We start from the raw sequence: 14,531 nt of genomic DNA on the forward strand, positions 1-14,531 counted from the left end.
GCCGCCAATAAACGGCGACCACCGCTGTAATAGAGTCAGAGCTTGATCCAGGTCGCTTTCAGCTCGGTGTACTTGTCGAACGCGTGCAGCGATTTATCGCGACCGTTGCCCGACTGCTTGAAGCCACCGAACGGTGCGGTCATGTCGCCGCCGTCGTACTGGTTGACCCAGACGCTGCCGGCACGCAGGCCTCGGGCGAAGGTGTGCGCCTTGCTGAGGTTGCTGGTCCAGACGCCGGCGGCGAGGCCGAAGATGCTGTCGTTGGCGATCTGCAGCGCTTCTTCCGCGGTGTCAAAGGTGATCAGCGACAGCACTGGGCCAAAAATTTCTTCCTGGGCGATGGTCATCGCGTTGGTCACGCCGTCGAACAACGCCGGTTGCACATAGAGGCCACCGGTTTCTTCGAGAGTGCGTTGGCCGCCGGCGATCAGCTCGGCGCCCTGCTCGCGCCCGATGCTGATGTAGCGCAGCACGTTGTCGAGTTGACGCTGATCGACCACGGCACCGACGGTGGTGGCAGGATCCAGTGAATGACCCGGTTTCCATGCTTGCAGCGCTTCCACCAACAGCGGAATGAACTGCTCGCGGATCGAACGCTCGACCAGCAAGCGCGAACCCGCCGTGCAGACTTCGCCCTGGTTGAAGGCAATGGCGCCGGCCGCTGCTTGTGCTGCCGCGCGCAAGTCCGGTGCGTCGGCAAACACCACGTTCGGGCTCTTGCCCCCTGCTTCGAGCCAGACGCGTTTCATGTTGCTTTGGCCGGCATAAATCATCAGTTGCTTGGCAATCGCTGTGGAGCCAGTGAAGGCCAGCACGTCGACGTCCATGTGCAACGCCAACGCCTTGCCGACGGTGTGACCGAAGCCAGGCAGCACGTTGAATACGCCTTTCGGAATGCCGGCATCCAGCGCGAGCTGGGCGATGCGGATCGCCGTCAGTGGCGATTTTTCCGAAGGTTTGAGAATGAACGAGTTGCCCGCTGCCAGCGCCGGAGCGAATTTCCAGCTGGCCATGATCAACGGGAAGTTCCACGGCACGATGGCAGCGACCACGCCGGAAGGTTCGCGGGTGACGAGACCGAGTTGATCGTGCGGTGTGGCGGCGACTTCGTCGTAGATCTTGTCGATGGCTTCGGCGCTCCAGCGGATCGCGTTGGCGGTCGCCGGGATGTCGATGCTCATCGAATCGCTGATCGGTTTACCCATGTCGAGGGTTTCCAGCAGCGCCAGTTCTTCCTGGTTCTGCAGGATCAGATCGGCGAAGCGGATCAGGATGCGCTTGCGCTCGGCCGGGGCTTTTTTTGCCCACACGCCGGATTCAAAAGACTGGCGCGCAACTTCAACGGCGAGGTTGGCATCGGCTTCATCGGTGCTGGCCACGGAGGCGAGGAAACGGCCGTCGACGGGGCTTAGGCATTCGAAAGTATCGCCACTGATGGCCGGGCGGTATTCACCGTTGATGAATGCGCGGGCTTCGATGGTCAGGGACTGGAAGCGTTGTTCCCAGTCGTTGCGGGTCGTTGTCATTGTTGTGGCTCGACAAGGGGGGATTGGGGGTGTCGGGGTGTTGTGTCTGGTTTGAGATGGCTGCCCTCACCCTAGCCCTCTCCCGGGGGTAGAGGGGACCGACCGAAGTGTCTCGGGATCTGCACCGACCTGAATGACCGAGTCGAATATGGATTCGGCAAAAATCGTTCAGGTCGGCGGATTGCCCGAGCATCCCCGAATCAGTCCCCTCTCCCTTTGGGAGAGGGTTAGGGTGAGGGGCTCTTCAGCTTTTGAGGGCCTCAGCCAATCACACCGTATGCAGATACCAGTTGTACTCAAGATCAGAAATCGAGTTCTCAAACTCGGCCAGCTCGCTCTCCTTACACGCGACAAACACGTCGATGTACATCGGGTCGATGTAGCGGGCCATGACTTCGCTGTCGTCCAGCTCGCGCAGTGCGTCGCGCAGGTTGTTCGGCAGACTCTGTTCGTTCTGCTCGTAACTGTTGCCTTCTACCGGAGCGCCTGGCTCGATCTGATTGGTCAGACCGTGGTGAATACCGGCCAGCACCGAAGCCATCAGCAAGTACGGGTTAGCGTCGGCACCAGCAACGCGATGCTCGATACGCACGGCGTCGGCCGAACCGGTTGGCACACGGACCGCAACGGTGCGGTTGTCGATGCCCCAGCTCGGTGAGTTCGGCACGTAGAACTGCGCGCCGAAGCGGCGGTACGAGTTGACGTTCGGGCAGAGGAACGCCATTTGCGCAGGCAGGGTCTCCAGCACACCGCCGATCGCGTGACGCAGTGCGGCGTTCTGCTCGGGATCCTCGCTGGCGAAGATGTTGTTGCCTTCTTTGTCCAGGATCGAAATGTGTACGTGCAGACCGTTGCCCGCCTGGCCCGGGTACGGCTTGGCCATGAAGGTGGTGTCCATCTCGTGGTCGTAGGCGATGTTCTTCACCAGACGCTTGAGCAGGACGGCGTAGTCGCACGCCTTGATCGGGTCGGAGACGTGATGCAGGTTGACTTCGAATTGGGCCGGGGCGCTTTCCTTGACGATGGCGTCAGCGGGAATGCCCTGCTCTTTCGCGCCTTCGAGGATGTCTTGCAGGCAATCGACGTATTCGTCGAGGTCGTCGATCAGGTACACCTGAGTCGACACCGGACGCTTGCCGGACACCGGCGAACGTGGCGATTGCGGACGACCGTTCACGTTGTCCTGGTCGATCAGATAAAACTCGAGTTCGAATGCCGCGCAGATGGTCAGACCGAGGTCGTCGAATTTGCGTACGACGTTGGCCAGCACTTCACGCGGGTCAGCGAAGAACGGCTGGCCTTCGATCTCGTGCATGGTCATCAAGAGTTGTGCGGTTGGGCGCTTCTGCCACGGCTCGATGCTCAGGGTGCCGGGGATCGGGTAGCAAATGCGGTCAGCGTCGCCGATGTCCAGACCCAGGCCGGTGCTTTCCACCGTGGAGCCGTTGATGTCGAGCGCAAAAAGCGAGGCCGGCAGGTTGATGCCTTTCTCGTAAACCTTATGAAGACTGGTGCGTTCGATGCGCTTGCCGCGCACCACACCGTTCATATCCGCAATCAGAAGGTCGACGTACAAAACCTCAGGATATTTCTTAAGGAATGCGTTTGCTTCGTTGAGTTGAACGGTACGCAGAGGGACCGACATGATGCACCTATTTAGCTGTTAATTATTATGTTCACTGCTGTTTCGCCGAGCCAGTCAACCCGAACGGCAAAGTGAAGTCAATAGCGAACAGATGGCCGCTCATGGTTTATTTTTCGGGCTTTTTTTAACACTTGCGTGCCAATACAGGCGCAAAAGCCCAGAGATTCATGAAGATAGGATGAACGGCGTTTAGAATTTTTTACATGGCAGTTGTTAATTAAAATCAACGAGGCTAAGCTCCGGAAAAGCTCGTTCAAGTGTCAAACTTCGAGGTGAATAAAAATGGCATTCAAGCCATTGATCGGCGTTACTGCGTGCGTCAAACAGATTGGCCTGCACCCCTATCACATCAGCGGCGACAAGTACGTACGTGCTGTCAGCGTTGGCGCTAACGGGCTGCCAGTGGTCATTCCTTCCCTTGGCAACCTGACTGAAATCGAAGACCTGCTCGGTCAACTCGACGGTCTGCTGCTGACCGGCTCGCCCTCGAATGTGGAGCCCTTCCACTATCAAGGCCCGGCCAGCGCCCCCGGCACGGATCACGATCCGGCGCGGGATGCCACCACCCTTCCTTTATTGCGTGCAGCCATCGCGGCCGGCGTTCCGGTGCTCGGCATCTGCCGTGGTTTCCAGGAAATGAACGTGGCGTTTGGCGGCAGCCTGCATCAGAAGGTGCATGAGCTGCCGGGCATGCTCGATCACCGTGAAGCCGACAGCCCGGACGTGGCCGTGCAATACGCACCGGCTCACGCTGTAACGGTATTGGGCGGCGGCGTGTTCGAGGCGTTGGAGCTGCCGGGCGAGTTTCAGGTCAACTCGATTCACAGCCAGGGCATCGATCGCCTCGCCCCCGGCCTGCGTGCCGAAGCGGTGGCGCCGGACGGTTTGATCGAGGCGGTCTCGGTCGAGCACAGCCCGACCTTTGCCCTCGGCGTGCAATGGCACCCGGAATGGCAAGTGCTGGACAACCCGAACTACCTGAAGATTTTCCAGGCATTCGGCGCGGCTTGCCGGCAACGGGCGGCGCGACGCAACCAGCGCTGATCCAACCCAGGAATACGTAACGATTTACTGCCCCCACGGACGTCGGGTGTGCCTGCGCACATCCGTCATTCGTGAACAGCAACACCCGTAATAACAACAAGTACGACCCAGGCAGCCAGGACGGCGGCGCCGACCAAGCCGGATCGGTACGGGTAATGCCCATCAGGTAAACGCATTCCCCCTGTGGGAGCGAGCCTGCTCGCGAAAGCGGTGTATCAGCAAACAATGATGTCGACTGACACTCCGTATTCGCGAGCAGGCTCGCTCCCACAGGTTCTGCGCCAGAGCTGACAGGCATCCCGTACAGGCTTGCAATCCACTTAAGCCCGGCCACATTGGCCAGGCGAACGAAACCTGTTGGGAGTTTCACATGGCAAACGCCTCCAGCACTTACAGGAAGGCACTTGAAGGTCATCAGCAACCGAAAAAGGTGCTGGTGAAAGTCGATCGTGTCACCAAGAAGTTCGACGAAACCGTGGCCGTGGACGATGTGTCCCTGGAGATCCATCAGGGCGAAATCTTCGCCCTGCTCGGTGGCTCCGGTTCGGGCAAATCGACCCTGCTGCGCATGCTCGCCGGTTTCGAGCGCCCGACTGAAGGGCGGATTCTGCTCGACGGCGTGGACATCACCGACATGCCGCCGTACGAGCGGCCGATCAACATGATGTTCCAGTCCTACGCGCTGTTCCCACACATGACCGTTGCGCAGAACATCGCCTTCGGCCTCAAGCAAGACCGTTTGCCGGCCAGCGAAATCGATGCCCGTGTCGATGAAATGCTGCGTCTGGTGCACATGACTCAATACGCCAAACGCCGTCCGCACCAGTTGTCCGGTGGTCAGCGTCAGCGCGTCGCCCTCGCCCGCTCACTGGCCAAGCGTCCGAAGCTGTTGCTGCTCGACGAGCCGATGGGCGCGCTGGATAAAAAGCTGCGTTCACAGATGCAACTGGAACTGGTGCAGATCATCGAACGCGTCGGCGTGACCTGCGTGATGGTCACCCACGACCAGGAAGAGGCCATGACCATGGCCGAGCGCATCGCGATCATGCACCTCGGCTGGATCGCGCAGATCGGCAGCCCTGTCGACATTTATGAAGCACCGGTCAGCCGCATGGTCTGCGAGTTCATCGGTAACGTGAACGCCTTCGACGGCACCGTGGTGGAAGACCTTGAAGGTCACGCGATCATCCACAGCCCGGACCTGGAACAGAAGATCTACGTCGGTCACGGTGTCAGCACTTCGGTGCAGGACAAGTCGGTCACCTACGCGATCCGTCCGGAAAAAATGCTCGTCAGCACGACCAAGCCGGAATTCCGCTACAACTGGTCCGAAGGCAAGGTGCATGACATCGCCTACCTCGGCGGCCACTCGGTGTTCTACGTCGAATTGCCCGGCGGCAAAATCGTCCAGTCGTTCATGGCCAACGCCGAACGCCGTGGCGCGCGCCCGACCTGGGACGACAAAGTCTACGTGTGGTGGGAAGACGACAGCGGCGTGGTACTGCGCTCATGAGAACCTTCAATCAGCAATTCCTGCGCCTGGTGCCCAGCGGACGAAAACTGGTGATCGGCATTCCGTTCATCTGGCTGTTTCTGTTCTTCATGCTGCCGTTCTTTCTGGTGATGAAGATCAGTTTCTCGGAAGCCGCGTTGTCGATCCCGCCGTACTCGGAGATCTACACCTACGCCGAACAGAAATTCCAGCTGCTGCTGAACATCGGCAACTACACCATGCTCGGCGAAGACGAGCTGTACTTGTCGGCGTATCTCGGTTCGCTGAAGGTCGCGGCGCTGAGCACGATGATGTGTCTGCTGATCGGTTTCCCGATGGCCTACGCCATCACCAAGACCGGCAAGGAAACGCAAAACGTCCTGCTGCTGTTGATCATGATGCCGACCTGGACGGCGATCCTGATCCGCGTTTATGCGTGGATGGGCATCCTCAGCAACAACGGTTTGCTCAACGCATTTCTGATGTGGACGGGGCTGACCGATCACCCGATCGAGATCCTCAACACCAACACCGCCGTCTATATAGGGGTCGTGTACGCGTATTTGCCGTTCATGGTATTGCCGCTCTATGCCAACCTCGTCAAGCACGACGGCAGCTTGCTGGAAGCCGCGCAGGATCTGGGTTCGAGCAACTTCAACAACTTCTGGAAAATCACCGTGCCGCTGGCCAAGAACGGGATTATTGCCGGCTGCATGCTGGTGTTCATTCCGGTGGTCGGTGAGTTCGTGATTCCGGAACTGCTCGGTGGCCCGGAGACACTGATGATCGGTCGCGTGCTGTGGCAAGAGTTCTTCAATAACCGCGACTGGCCGGTGGCGTCTGCGCTGGCGGTGGTGATGCTGTTGATCCTGATTGTGCCGATTCTGCTGTTCAACCGCAGCCAGGCCAAAGAGATGGAGGCACGGGGATGAAACGCTTCGGTTTTTCCAAGTTCATGTTGATCTTCGGCCTGATGTTCATTTATCTGCCGATGCTGATTCTGGTGATCTACTCGTTCAACGCCTCGAAACTGGTGACGGTGTGGGGCGGCTGGTCGGTGAAGTGGTACGTCGGTTTGCTCGACAATACGCAACTGATGGGCTCGGTGGTGCGCTCGCTGGAAATCGCCTGCTACACCGCGATTGCTGCGGTCGCGTTGGGCACCCTCGCCGCTTTCGTGCTGACGCGTGTGACACGCTTCAAGGGTCGCACGCTGTTCGGTGGTCTGGTCACCGCGCCGTTGGTGATGCCTGAGGTGATCACCGGTCTGTCGCTGTTGCTGCTGTTTGTGGCGATGGCGCAACTGATCGGCTGGCCGCAGGAGCGTGGCATCGTCACCATCTGGATCGCCCACACCACGTTTTGTGCCGCTTATGTGGCGGTGGTAGTCTCCGCCCGCCTCCGCGAGCTGGATCTGTCGATCGAAGAAGCGGCGATGGATCTCGGTGCGAAGCCGTTCAAGGTGTTTTTCCTGATCACCATTCCAATGATCGCGCCGTCGCTGGCGGCGGGCGGGATGATGTCGTTCGCCTTGTCGCTGGATGACCTGGTGTTGGCCAGCTTCGTTTCCGGACCAGGTTCGACGACGTTGCCGATGGAAGTGTTCTCGGCGGTGCGTCTGGGCGTGAAGCCGGAGATCAACGCCGTGGCCAGCCTGATTCTGCTGGCGGTGTCGCTGGTGACCTTCCTGGTCTGGTACTTCGGCCGCAAGGCAGAAGCCAATCGCAAACGGGCGATTCAGGAAGCGATGGATCAGACCGCGAACGAGTCGTGGCAACCACAGCAATCCGCCACCGCTTGACCCTGTAGGAGCTGCGGCACGCTGCGATCTTTTGATCTTGATGTGAAAGATCAAAAGATCGCAGCCTCGTTTCACTCGACAGCTCCTACACAAATGTAGTCAGCCCCTCGGTCAGTCCCCTCTCCCTCGGGAGAGGATCAGGGTGAGGGGGCTTTGCGTAATGTGAATAAAAAGAATGGAGTTGTACCGATGAAAATGTTTGGCAGGACTCTGCTGACACTGTCCTTAATGGGCGCAATGGTCATGGGCGCCCAGGCCAACGACAAGGTGCTGCGTGTTTACAACTGGTCCGATTACATCGCCCCGGACACGGTCAAGAAGTTCGAAGACGAGACCGGCATCCGCGTGACCTACGACGTCTTCGACAGCAACGAAACCCTTGAGGCACGCTTGCTGGCGGGCAAATCCGGTTACGACCTGGTCGTGCCGTCGAACAGTTTCCTGGCCAAGCAGATCAAGGCCGGCGTCTATCAGACGCTGGACAAATCCAAGCTGCCGAACTGGAAGAATCTCAACCCGGTGCTGCTGAAAAACGCCGCCGCCAGTGATCCGGACAACGCCCACGCGTTCCCGTACATGTGGGGCTCGATCGGCATCGGCTTCAACCCGGCCAAGGTCAAGGAAGTGCTCGGCGCCAATGCCCCGACCAATTCCTGGGACTTGCTGTTCAAACCGGAAAACGCTGAAAAACTCAAAGCCTGCGGCATCAGCTTCCTCGATTCGCCGACCGAAATGATCCCCGCTGCCCTGCACTATCTGGGTTACCCGGTGAACGACAAGGACACCGCGCACATCAAGGAAGCCGAGGCGCTGTTCATGAAGATTCGCCCGAACGTGGCATATTTCCACTCCTCGAAATACATCTCCGATCTGGCCAACGGCAACATCTGCGTGGCAGTCGGTTACTCCGGTGACGTGTTGCAGGCCAAGGCCCGCGCGGTGGAATCCGGCAACAACGTAGTGATCGACTACAGCATTCCCAAGGAAGGCGCCGGCAGCTTCTACGACATGGTCGCCATCCCGCGCGATGCCGCCAACGTCGACAACGCCTACCTGTTCATGGACTTCCTGATGCGTCCGGACATCATCGCCGAGATCACCAACAGCAACGGCTACAGCAACGCCAACGCGGCGGCCACGCCATTGGTGGATGAAGCGATCCGCAACGACCCGGGTTCGTACCCGTCGCAAGCGGTGATGGCGACGTTGTATGCGGTGCCGGATCAGCCGATTGCCACACAGCGAATCATGACCCGAGGCTGGACCCGGGTGAAGCTCGGCAAGTAAGCCCACCAAAGCTCCAAATGTAGGAGTGAGCCTGCTCGCGATGGCGGTGTGTCAGGCAGCGCTGATGCTGAGTGTACTGGCCTCATCGCGAGCAGGCTCACTCCTACAGTGGTTTGGTGTTGTGACAGAAAAATTTATGATTTCCCGTTCACGCAGCGCCTTACCACCGCTGCACCCTGCTATGAACGGCCTCACCTGGCTCCCTCGGCTCAGGTGAATTCTCAGGCGCCCTCGGGCGCCTTTTTTTGTGCGCTCAAATCAGCGGCCAATCCTGCAGGATGCGATAACGACCCTTGTGCGATTCGAACAGGGCAAAGCGTTCGGCGCGCAGGAAGAACTCCGGCGGCGTGGCCGATTCCGGCTCCGGCGCGCGATAGTCACGGGCCAGGGTCAGGTGCGGACGAAACTCGCGCGGTGTCTCTTCAAAGCCGAACGGCAACATCGCCTGCTCCAATGCGTAGACCAGCCGCAGCAGCGCTTGTGGCGCCTGCTCCGGCGCCAGCGACAACACCCCGGCGCGATGCCAGACCTGCAAGCGATCCAGCGCAATCTTCAATGGCTCACCCGGCGTGCGCACTTGCCCGGCCGCTTCGCAGACTTCATTGATCTGCGCCAATGGCACCGCGCCCAGGAACAACAGCGTCAGATGAAAATTGTCCGCCGGCACCGGCTTACCGGTTCGCAATCCCAACTCCCCGCGCCATTGTGCAATCGCCTTGCGCTGCGCCGGCGGGCAATCGAGGGCGAAAAACAGTCGCTTCGCTTCATCGGTCATGGCCCTGCTCCCCTGTTCATCGTGATCCGCCGGATTCTACACAGCCTGATCTGACGACTCGTGACAGGAAGCTATAGTTCAAGGATTGCTATCAACCGGAGGCCGCCATGCGCGAGATCCTCAGCAAAGAACCGTGGTGGGCCCGCCCGCCCAATCCCGGGCAGGATGAGAAGGAACTCGAATGGGGCTGGCTGGTGCATTACAGCGAGGGTGAGCCGCGCTTCGAATTTGTCCGCGAGCGCCCGACGGACGAGCAGATTCGCAACCGTAAAAGCTGCCGTATCACCCCCTCTGCCGAGTGAACACCGTACCTGTAGGAGTGAGCCTGCTCGCGATGGCGTTTGCACATTCAATGCTTCATTGACAGACCCACCGCTATCGCGAGCAGGCTCACTCCTACAATAGATTTGCGCTGGCTTCAGGGTTCGATGAGGTATTGGAAGCCGCCGTAGATCATGCGCTGGCCATCGAACGGCATCGGGTTCACATCGGGCTGCATGCGCGGGTCCTCCATCATTTTTGCCATGCCGGCATCACGGGTGGCTTTGTCCGGCCAGATCAACCAGCCCGAGGCGACGGTTTCGCCTTCCTTGAGCTTCACCGCCATCGGGAACGAGGTGAGCTTGCCGTCCGGCACGTCGTCTCCCCAGCATTCGGCCACGCTCAGGGCGCCGTACTCCTTGAACAGTACGGCGGCAATTTCGGCGTGCTTTTTATACTGCTCAAGGTTGGCAGTCGGCACCGGCGCTACAAAAATATCGATGTAAGCCATGATCACTCTCCTTGCACGTTGGGTTCGATCTGCTGGTTAGTCGATTGCGGCGGCTGCCATTCGACACGATTCACACCCAACCCGACCGACGGCTCCTCGCCCTCACCCAGATTGCGCTCGACCTGCCCGGCCATGTGCAGCGTGCCGGCCATGACGCCGGTAGTCGGGTTCTGCACCAGTTTCAGCCAGGCCTTGTCGAAGGTGCTGCCCAGACTGCTGCGGATCAGTGCCTCACTGTCGGGCCGGTCATTGGCCTGGATGATCGCGCGAATACCCGCCACACCCACCGAAATCAGTCCACCGGCGAGTTTCCCGGCCGCAGCAGCCACCGCACTGGCGGCGCCGCGCGGGGCCATTTCCGCTTCCATACGCTGACTGGCACGCTTGGCCACCGGGGCCATGCCGGCATCCGTCGAGGCAATGCCCTTGGCGCCGCCCTCGGTGTGGATCTTGTCGATCAACGCGGCGTACGCCGTCAAGCTGTTCAACGGCTCGGTACTGATGACCTGATACAGCGAAGCATCCCGCGCCGGTGGCGGCCCCAGTGCGATGGCCGGGACTTTCTGCAAGCGCCCGTTGAGCTGACCGACGGGCACACCATGACGCTGGGCGATGAGCGGCATCTGCTGTGCCATCAACTGCGCATAGAACGCCGTCGCCTGGCCGAGAATCGCGTCCGGATCGACCTCCACCGCCACTGGCGCCAGCACCCTTTTCTGATATTGCTCAAGCAGATACGCCGCCAACCGCTTGGCCGATGCGTCCTGCTCGCCGCCGGCATTGATCGTGTACCAGCTGACCTTCATCGACAGCCATTCCTGGGTCCAGTAGCTGCTGAACCACGGGATGAAATTTTCTTCAGTTTGCTGATAGACCCGAGTGCGCCAATGTTCCATTGAGCCACGGGCGAAGACTTTGACTTGTTCGGTGGATTGCTGCGAAGCGCTGACGATTTCCCGATCGATCTGCTGCCAGGTCTGCGGCGAGACGAAAACGGCTTGCGGCGCTGACACCGGGGCCCGCGCCGAAGTGGCGCAGCCGGCCAGCAACAACAGTGCGGCGACGAGCAGCGCACGCGGGTTCACGGTGGGGGTTTCCTTCAAATGTGTGGAGGCAGTTTGAGTATAGGTGTGAGTGCAGGGCCGTTTGTCCGGTTTTGGCTGGTCTGGCGCCTTCGCGAGCAGGCTCGCTCCCACAGGGGAATGCGTTTCAAATGTAGGAGTGAGCCTGCTCGCGATGAGGCCATCAGCAACACCCAAAAAACCCCAACCATCACTGCCATCGATATTCACCATCGCCACGATTGCCTTCCGCCCACCGCCCATCAAAGGCACGATTAGCCCATCCGAAACACAACGAGGAGTTCACAGCATGATTCACACCCACGTCACACTCTCCGTGAGTTTCCCGGTGTTCGGCAGCAACTATTACGACCAGCACGCCGTGTCGCACAAGGCGCAGGCGCTGGTGTTCAACGAAGATTTCGAAGATCTGCTGATGCCCGCCGCCACCAATCATTTCAGCAATGAAGTGGTCGGCCTCAACGATCAGTTCCGTTTTCTGAGCGACATTCTCGCCACCCATTTGCTGGACATCGAGGCCTCTGTGCCTGCGCGATCCAGCGTCCGGGCGAGCGCTCACTTTTCTTAAGCAACAGCGCTAAACAAAGAGGGCGTCCCATCGCGGGACGCCCTCTTGCGTTCAATCAGTCATCATCCCGATCACGGTAGTAACGACGCCCGTCGCGGCGATCATCGTGGTCATCCCAGCGCCGGTCATGGTCGTAATTGCGGCCATGATCGCGGTCGTAATGCCGGCCATGGCGGTGGTCATCATCAAAATCCGCGACACAGCCGCCGAGCAATACGGCGGCGGTCACGGTCAGCAGCATCGTTGTTGCGCGCTTCATTCAACACTTCCCTAAAACCAAGGTCTTGACGACGGAATCGGCCACGCTGCCCGCGCCTTCAGAACGCGGTGCGCGCAGCCGCAGATACGACCGGGTAAAACGCCGTTGATTCAGTGGCCACTAGCGACCGTTTGTCGCCCCGACCGCACTGCCCGAGCGGCGGCGAAATGCCACCTATACTCCTTGCAACCAAGCCCCACGCAATGGATCTGCGCCCTCAATAACAACAAGCAGAGGTGGACCATGGTCTGGCAGCAAATTTACGACCCGTTCGGCAACCCGGTGATCTCCACGCTCATGGCCGCCGTACCGGTGGTGGTGATGCTCGCGGCGCTGGCGTTCTTCCACGTCAAGGCGCATCTGGCAGCGCTACTGGCACTGGCTTCCGCCCTGCTTATATCGATTTTTGCCTTCGGCATGCCGGCGAGCATGGCCGGTTCTGCGGCGTTGTTCGGCGCGGCCAATGGCTTGCTGCCGATCGGCTGGATCGTCCTCAACATCATTTTTCTGCATCGCCTGACCACCGAGAACGGCTCGTTCAAAGTGCTGCAGGATTCCCTCGCGCGGATCACCGATGACCGTCGTTTGCAGTTGCTGCTGATCGCCTTCTGCTTCGGTGCGTTTTTCGAAGGTGCGGCGGGGTTCGGTACGCCAGTGGCGGTGACCGGGGCGATTCTAATCGGGCTGGGGTTTTCGCCGTTGGCCGCGTCGGGCCTGGCGTTGATCGCCAACACCGCGCCGGTCGCATTCGGCGCACTCGGTACGCCGATCATCACGCTGGCCAAAGTCACCGGACTGGATGAAATGGAGCTGTCGATGATGGTCGGTCGACAGTTGCCGTTTTTCTCGGTGCTGGTGCCGTTCTGGTTGATCTGGGCGTTTGCCGGTTGGCGCAAGATGCTGGAGATCTGGCCGGCGATTCTGGTGGCGGGGGTAAGCTTTGCCGTGCCGCAGTTTCTGGTGTCGAACTACCACGGGCCGATGCTGGTGGACGTGATCGCCGCGCTGATTTCCATGGCCTGTCTGACGTTGTTCCTGAAGGTGTGGAAACCGGCGACCATTCACACCTCGGCAGCTCTTTCAGGGCGAGTCGATAACTCCAAAGTCGAAGAAGAGAAAGTCACCGCCAGCGCCGCGTTCAGTGATCAGGCGCGTCCGGCGGTGATGCGCGCGTGGATGCCGTGGATCATCCTCACCGTGTTCGTATTCGCCTGGGGCACGCAGGGCTTCAAAAATATGTTCGACACCCGTCCGGCGATTGATCCGGTCACCCAGTCGGCCAAGCTTGATCCCGCCGGCAAACCGCTGCGCGAGGCCAACCCGATTTTCGCCCCGGCCGTGACCTTTACCACGCTGCACCTGCAAATCGAAAAAGTACCGCCGGTGGTCGCGGCACCGAAGGCTGAAGAAGCGGTGTACAAATTCACCTGGTTGACCGCCACCGGCAGCGGGATTCTGCTGGCGGCGATTGTCGGTGGTTTGCTGATGGGCTATTCGATTCCGCAACTGATCAAGCAATACCTGCGCACGTTGTGGGTGGTGCGGTTTTCGTTGATCACGATTGCGGCGATGCTGGCGCTGGGGTTTCTTACGCGCTACTCGGGGCTCGACGCGACCATGGGCCTGGCGTTTGCGGCGACGGGGATTTTCTACCCGATGTTCGGCACGCTGCTCGGTTGGCTGGGTGTCGCGTTGACCGGTTCCGATACCGCGTCGAACGTGTTGTTTGGCGGGTTGCAGCGGGTCACCTCGGAACAGCTCGGGATCAGTCCGATACTGATGGCGGCGGCGAACAGCTCCGGCGGGGTGATGGGCAAAATGGTCGATGCACAATCGATTGTGGTCGCCTCCACCGCGACACGCTGGTATGGGCATGAGGGCGAGATTCTGCGCTATGTGTTCTTCCACTCGATTGTGCTGGCGATCCTGGTCGGCGGGCTGGTGACGTTGCAGGCGTATGTGGCGCCGTTTACCTCGATGGTGGTGGGCGGGCATTAGTCCGGCCGAACACATTTCAAATGTGGGAGCGAGCCTGCTCGCGAAGGCGCCCGGTCTGCCAATGAAGATATTGGCTCTGCCGGCCTCTTCGCGAGCAGGCTCGCTCCCACAGGGTTCAGGTTGTTAGTGAAATGGTGGTTACAGCGCAGATCCTTGTAGGAGTGAGCCTGCTCGCGATAGCGGTGTGTCAGTCACCACATCGCTCACTGGTCTATCGCTATCGCGAGCAGGCTCACTCCTACAGGGGATTGTGTCGTACCGGCGATTGATGAGCCACCTGCA

Annotated in this window: 14 protein-coding genes; 8 read left to right on the forward strand and 6 right to left on the reverse strand. The window is 59.8% G+C overall.

Annotation, left to right across the window (positions count from 1 at the left end; genetic code table 11):
- Positions 1-35 precede the first annotated feature (35 nt).
- Complete coding sequence (locus AC5SEM_RS13885; RefSeq protein ID WP_064389317.1) at positions 36-1,526, reverse strand: aldehyde dehydrogenase; 1,491 nt, start codon at positions 1,524-1,526, stop codon at positions 36-38.
- Between the two features lie 268 nt (positions 1,527-1,794).
- A complete protein-coding gene (locus AC5SEM_RS13890) occupies positions 1,795-3,171 on the reverse strand; it encodes a glutamine synthetase family protein (RefSeq protein ID WP_007918694.1) in 1,377 nt (458 codons plus the stop codon).
- Positions 3,172-3,453: 282 nt separating this feature from the next.
- Between AC5SEM_RS13890 and AC5SEM_RS13895 the strand changes: the two genes are divergently transcribed.
- The 5 genes from AC5SEM_RS13895 to AC5SEM_RS13915 all read left to right on the forward strand — a co-directional run bounded on the left by AC5SEM_RS13895 (position 3,454) and on the right by AC5SEM_RS13915 (position 8,795).
- Positions 3,454-4,215 carry a gamma-glutamyl-gamma-aminobutyrate hydrolase family protein gene (locus tag AC5SEM_RS13895; RefSeq protein WP_150793725.1) on the forward strand — a complete coding sequence of 254 codons (762 nt, stop codon included), beginning with the start codon at positions 3,454-3,456 and terminating at the stop codon, positions 4,213-4,215.
- A 370-nt stretch (positions 4,216-4,585) separates the two neighbouring features.
- A complete protein-coding gene (locus AC5SEM_RS13900; protein WP_064120849.1) occupies positions 4,586-5,728 on the forward strand; it encodes an ABC transporter ATP-binding protein in 1,143 nt (380 codons plus the stop codon).
- A gap of 29 nt (positions 5,729-5,757) precedes the next feature.
- Positions 5,758-6,639: an ABC transporter permease subunit gene (locus AC5SEM_RS13905; RefSeq protein ID WP_371042493.1), complete on the forward strand. Its 882-nt coding sequence runs from the start codon at positions 5,758-5,760 to the stop codon at positions 6,637-6,639.
- Positions 6,636-7,508, forward strand: a complete 873-nt coding sequence (locus tag AC5SEM_RS13910; protein ID WP_123594282.1) for an ABC transporter permease subunit — start codon at positions 6,636-6,638, stop codon at positions 7,506-7,508. The genes AC5SEM_RS13905 and AC5SEM_RS13910 overlap by 4 nt, the downstream gene beginning before the upstream one ends.
- Positions 7,509-7,697: 189 nt before the next feature.
- Positions 7,698-8,795, forward strand: coding sequence for a polyamine ABC transporter substrate-binding protein (locus AC5SEM_RS13915; protein WP_007919260.1), 1,098 nt, complete (start codon positions 7,698-7,700; stop codon positions 8,793-8,795).
- Positions 8,796-9,048: 253 nt separating this feature from the next.
- Here the strand turns inward: AC5SEM_RS13915 and thpR are convergent, their stop codons facing one another.
- Positions 9,049-9,570, reverse strand: a complete 522-nt coding sequence (gene thpR, locus AC5SEM_RS13920; RefSeq protein ID WP_495473341.1) for an RNA 2',3'-cyclic phosphodiesterase — start codon at positions 9,568-9,570, stop codon at positions 9,049-9,051.
- A gap of 107 nt (positions 9,571-9,677) precedes the next feature.
- Between thpR and AC5SEM_RS13925 the strand changes: the two genes are divergently transcribed.
- Positions 9,678-9,872 (forward strand): hypothetical protein, encoded by a 195-nt coding sequence (locus tag AC5SEM_RS13925; protein WP_495473342.1) that lies wholly within the window; start codon positions 9,678-9,680, stop codon positions 9,870-9,872.
- 116 nt (positions 9,873-9,988) lie between these two features.
- Here the strand turns inward: AC5SEM_RS13925 and AC5SEM_RS13930 are convergent, their stop codons facing one another.
- On the reverse strand, positions 9,989-10,342 hold the full coding sequence (locus AC5SEM_RS13930; RefSeq protein WP_495473343.1) for a DUF1428 domain-containing protein: 354 nt from the start codon (positions 10,340-10,342) through the stop codon (positions 9,989-9,991).
- Between the two features lie 2 nt (positions 10,343-10,344).
- Positions 10,345-11,427 carry a hypothetical protein gene (locus AC5SEM_RS13935; protein ID WP_495473344.1) on the reverse strand — a complete coding sequence of 361 codons (1,083 nt, stop codon included), beginning with the start codon at positions 11,425-11,427 and terminating at the stop codon, positions 10,345-10,347.
- Positions 11,428-11,713: 286 nt separating this feature from the next.
- Here AC5SEM_RS13935 and AC5SEM_RS13940 point away from each other — a divergent pair, with 286 nt between their 5' ends.
- Entirely contained in the window at positions 11,714-11,992 is a 279-nt protein-coding gene (locus tag AC5SEM_RS13940) for a hypothetical protein (protein WP_137216597.1), read from the forward strand.
- A 55-nt stretch (positions 11,993-12,047) separates the two neighbouring features.
- Here AC5SEM_RS13940 and AC5SEM_RS13945 read toward each other — a convergent pair whose 3' ends face one another.
- Positions 12,048-12,251 carry a hypothetical protein gene (locus AC5SEM_RS13945; RefSeq protein ID WP_495473345.1) on the reverse strand — a complete coding sequence of 68 codons (204 nt, stop codon included), beginning with the start codon at positions 12,249-12,251 and terminating at the stop codon, positions 12,048-12,050.
- A 243-nt stretch (positions 12,252-12,494) separates the two neighbouring features.
- Between AC5SEM_RS13945 and AC5SEM_RS13950 the strand changes: the two genes are divergently transcribed.
- Positions 12,495-14,249: an L-lactate permease gene (locus tag AC5SEM_RS13950; protein ID WP_495473346.1), complete on the forward strand. Its 1,755-nt coding sequence runs from the start codon at positions 12,495-12,497 to the stop codon at positions 14,247-14,249.
- Positions 14,250-14,531: the final 282 nt, after the last annotated feature.

This window comes from Pseudomonas sp. CH61 (genome assembly GCF_059429415.1).

Excerpts from the sequence above, each read along its gene's own strand:
- AC5SEM_RS13895 (WP_150793725.1), top strand. The coding sequence starts at position 3,454 with ATGGCATTCAAGCCATTGATCGGCGTTACTGCGTGCGTCAAACAGATT.
- AC5SEM_RS13885 (WP_064389317.1), bottom strand. The coding sequence starts at position 1,526 with ATGACAACGACCCGCAACGACTGGGAACAACGCTTCCAGTCCCTGACC.
- AC5SEM_RS13915 (WP_007919260.1), top strand. The coding sequence starts at position 7,698 with ATGAAAATGTTTGGCAGGACTCTGCTGACACTGTCCTTAATGGGCGCA.
- AC5SEM_RS13940 (WP_137216597.1), top strand. The coding sequence starts at position 11,714 with ATGATTCACACCCACGTCACACTCTCCGTGAGTTTCCCGGTGTTCGGC.
- AC5SEM_RS13925 (WP_495473342.1), top strand. The coding sequence starts at position 9,678 with ATGCGCGAGATCCTCAGCAAAGAACCGTGGTGGGCCCGCCCGCCCAAT.
- AC5SEM_RS13910 (WP_123594282.1), top strand. The coding sequence starts at position 6,636 with ATGAAACGCTTCGGTTTTTCCAAGTTCATGTTGATCTTCGGCCTGATG.
- AC5SEM_RS13930 (WP_495473343.1), bottom strand. The coding sequence starts at position 10,342 with ATGGCTTACATCGATATTTTTGTAGCGCCGGTGCCGACTGCCAACCTT.
- AC5SEM_RS13950 (WP_495473346.1), top strand. The coding sequence starts at position 12,495 with ATGGTCTGGCAGCAAATTTACGACCCGTTCGGCAACCCGGTGATCTCC.
- thpR (WP_495473341.1), bottom strand. The coding sequence starts at position 9,570 with ATGACCGATGAAGCGAAGCGACTGTTTTTCGCCCTCGATTGCCCGCCG.
- AC5SEM_RS13890 (WP_007918694.1), bottom strand. The coding sequence starts at position 3,171 with ATGTCGGTCCCTCTGCGTACCGTTCAACTCAACGAAGCAAACGCATTC.
- AC5SEM_RS13900 (WP_064120849.1), top strand. The coding sequence starts at position 4,586 with ATGGCAAACGCCTCCAGCACTTACAGGAAGGCACTTGAAGGTCATCAG.
- AC5SEM_RS13945 (WP_495473345.1), bottom strand. The coding sequence starts at position 12,251 with ATGAAGCGCGCAACAACGATGCTGCTGACCGTGACCGCCGCCGTATTG.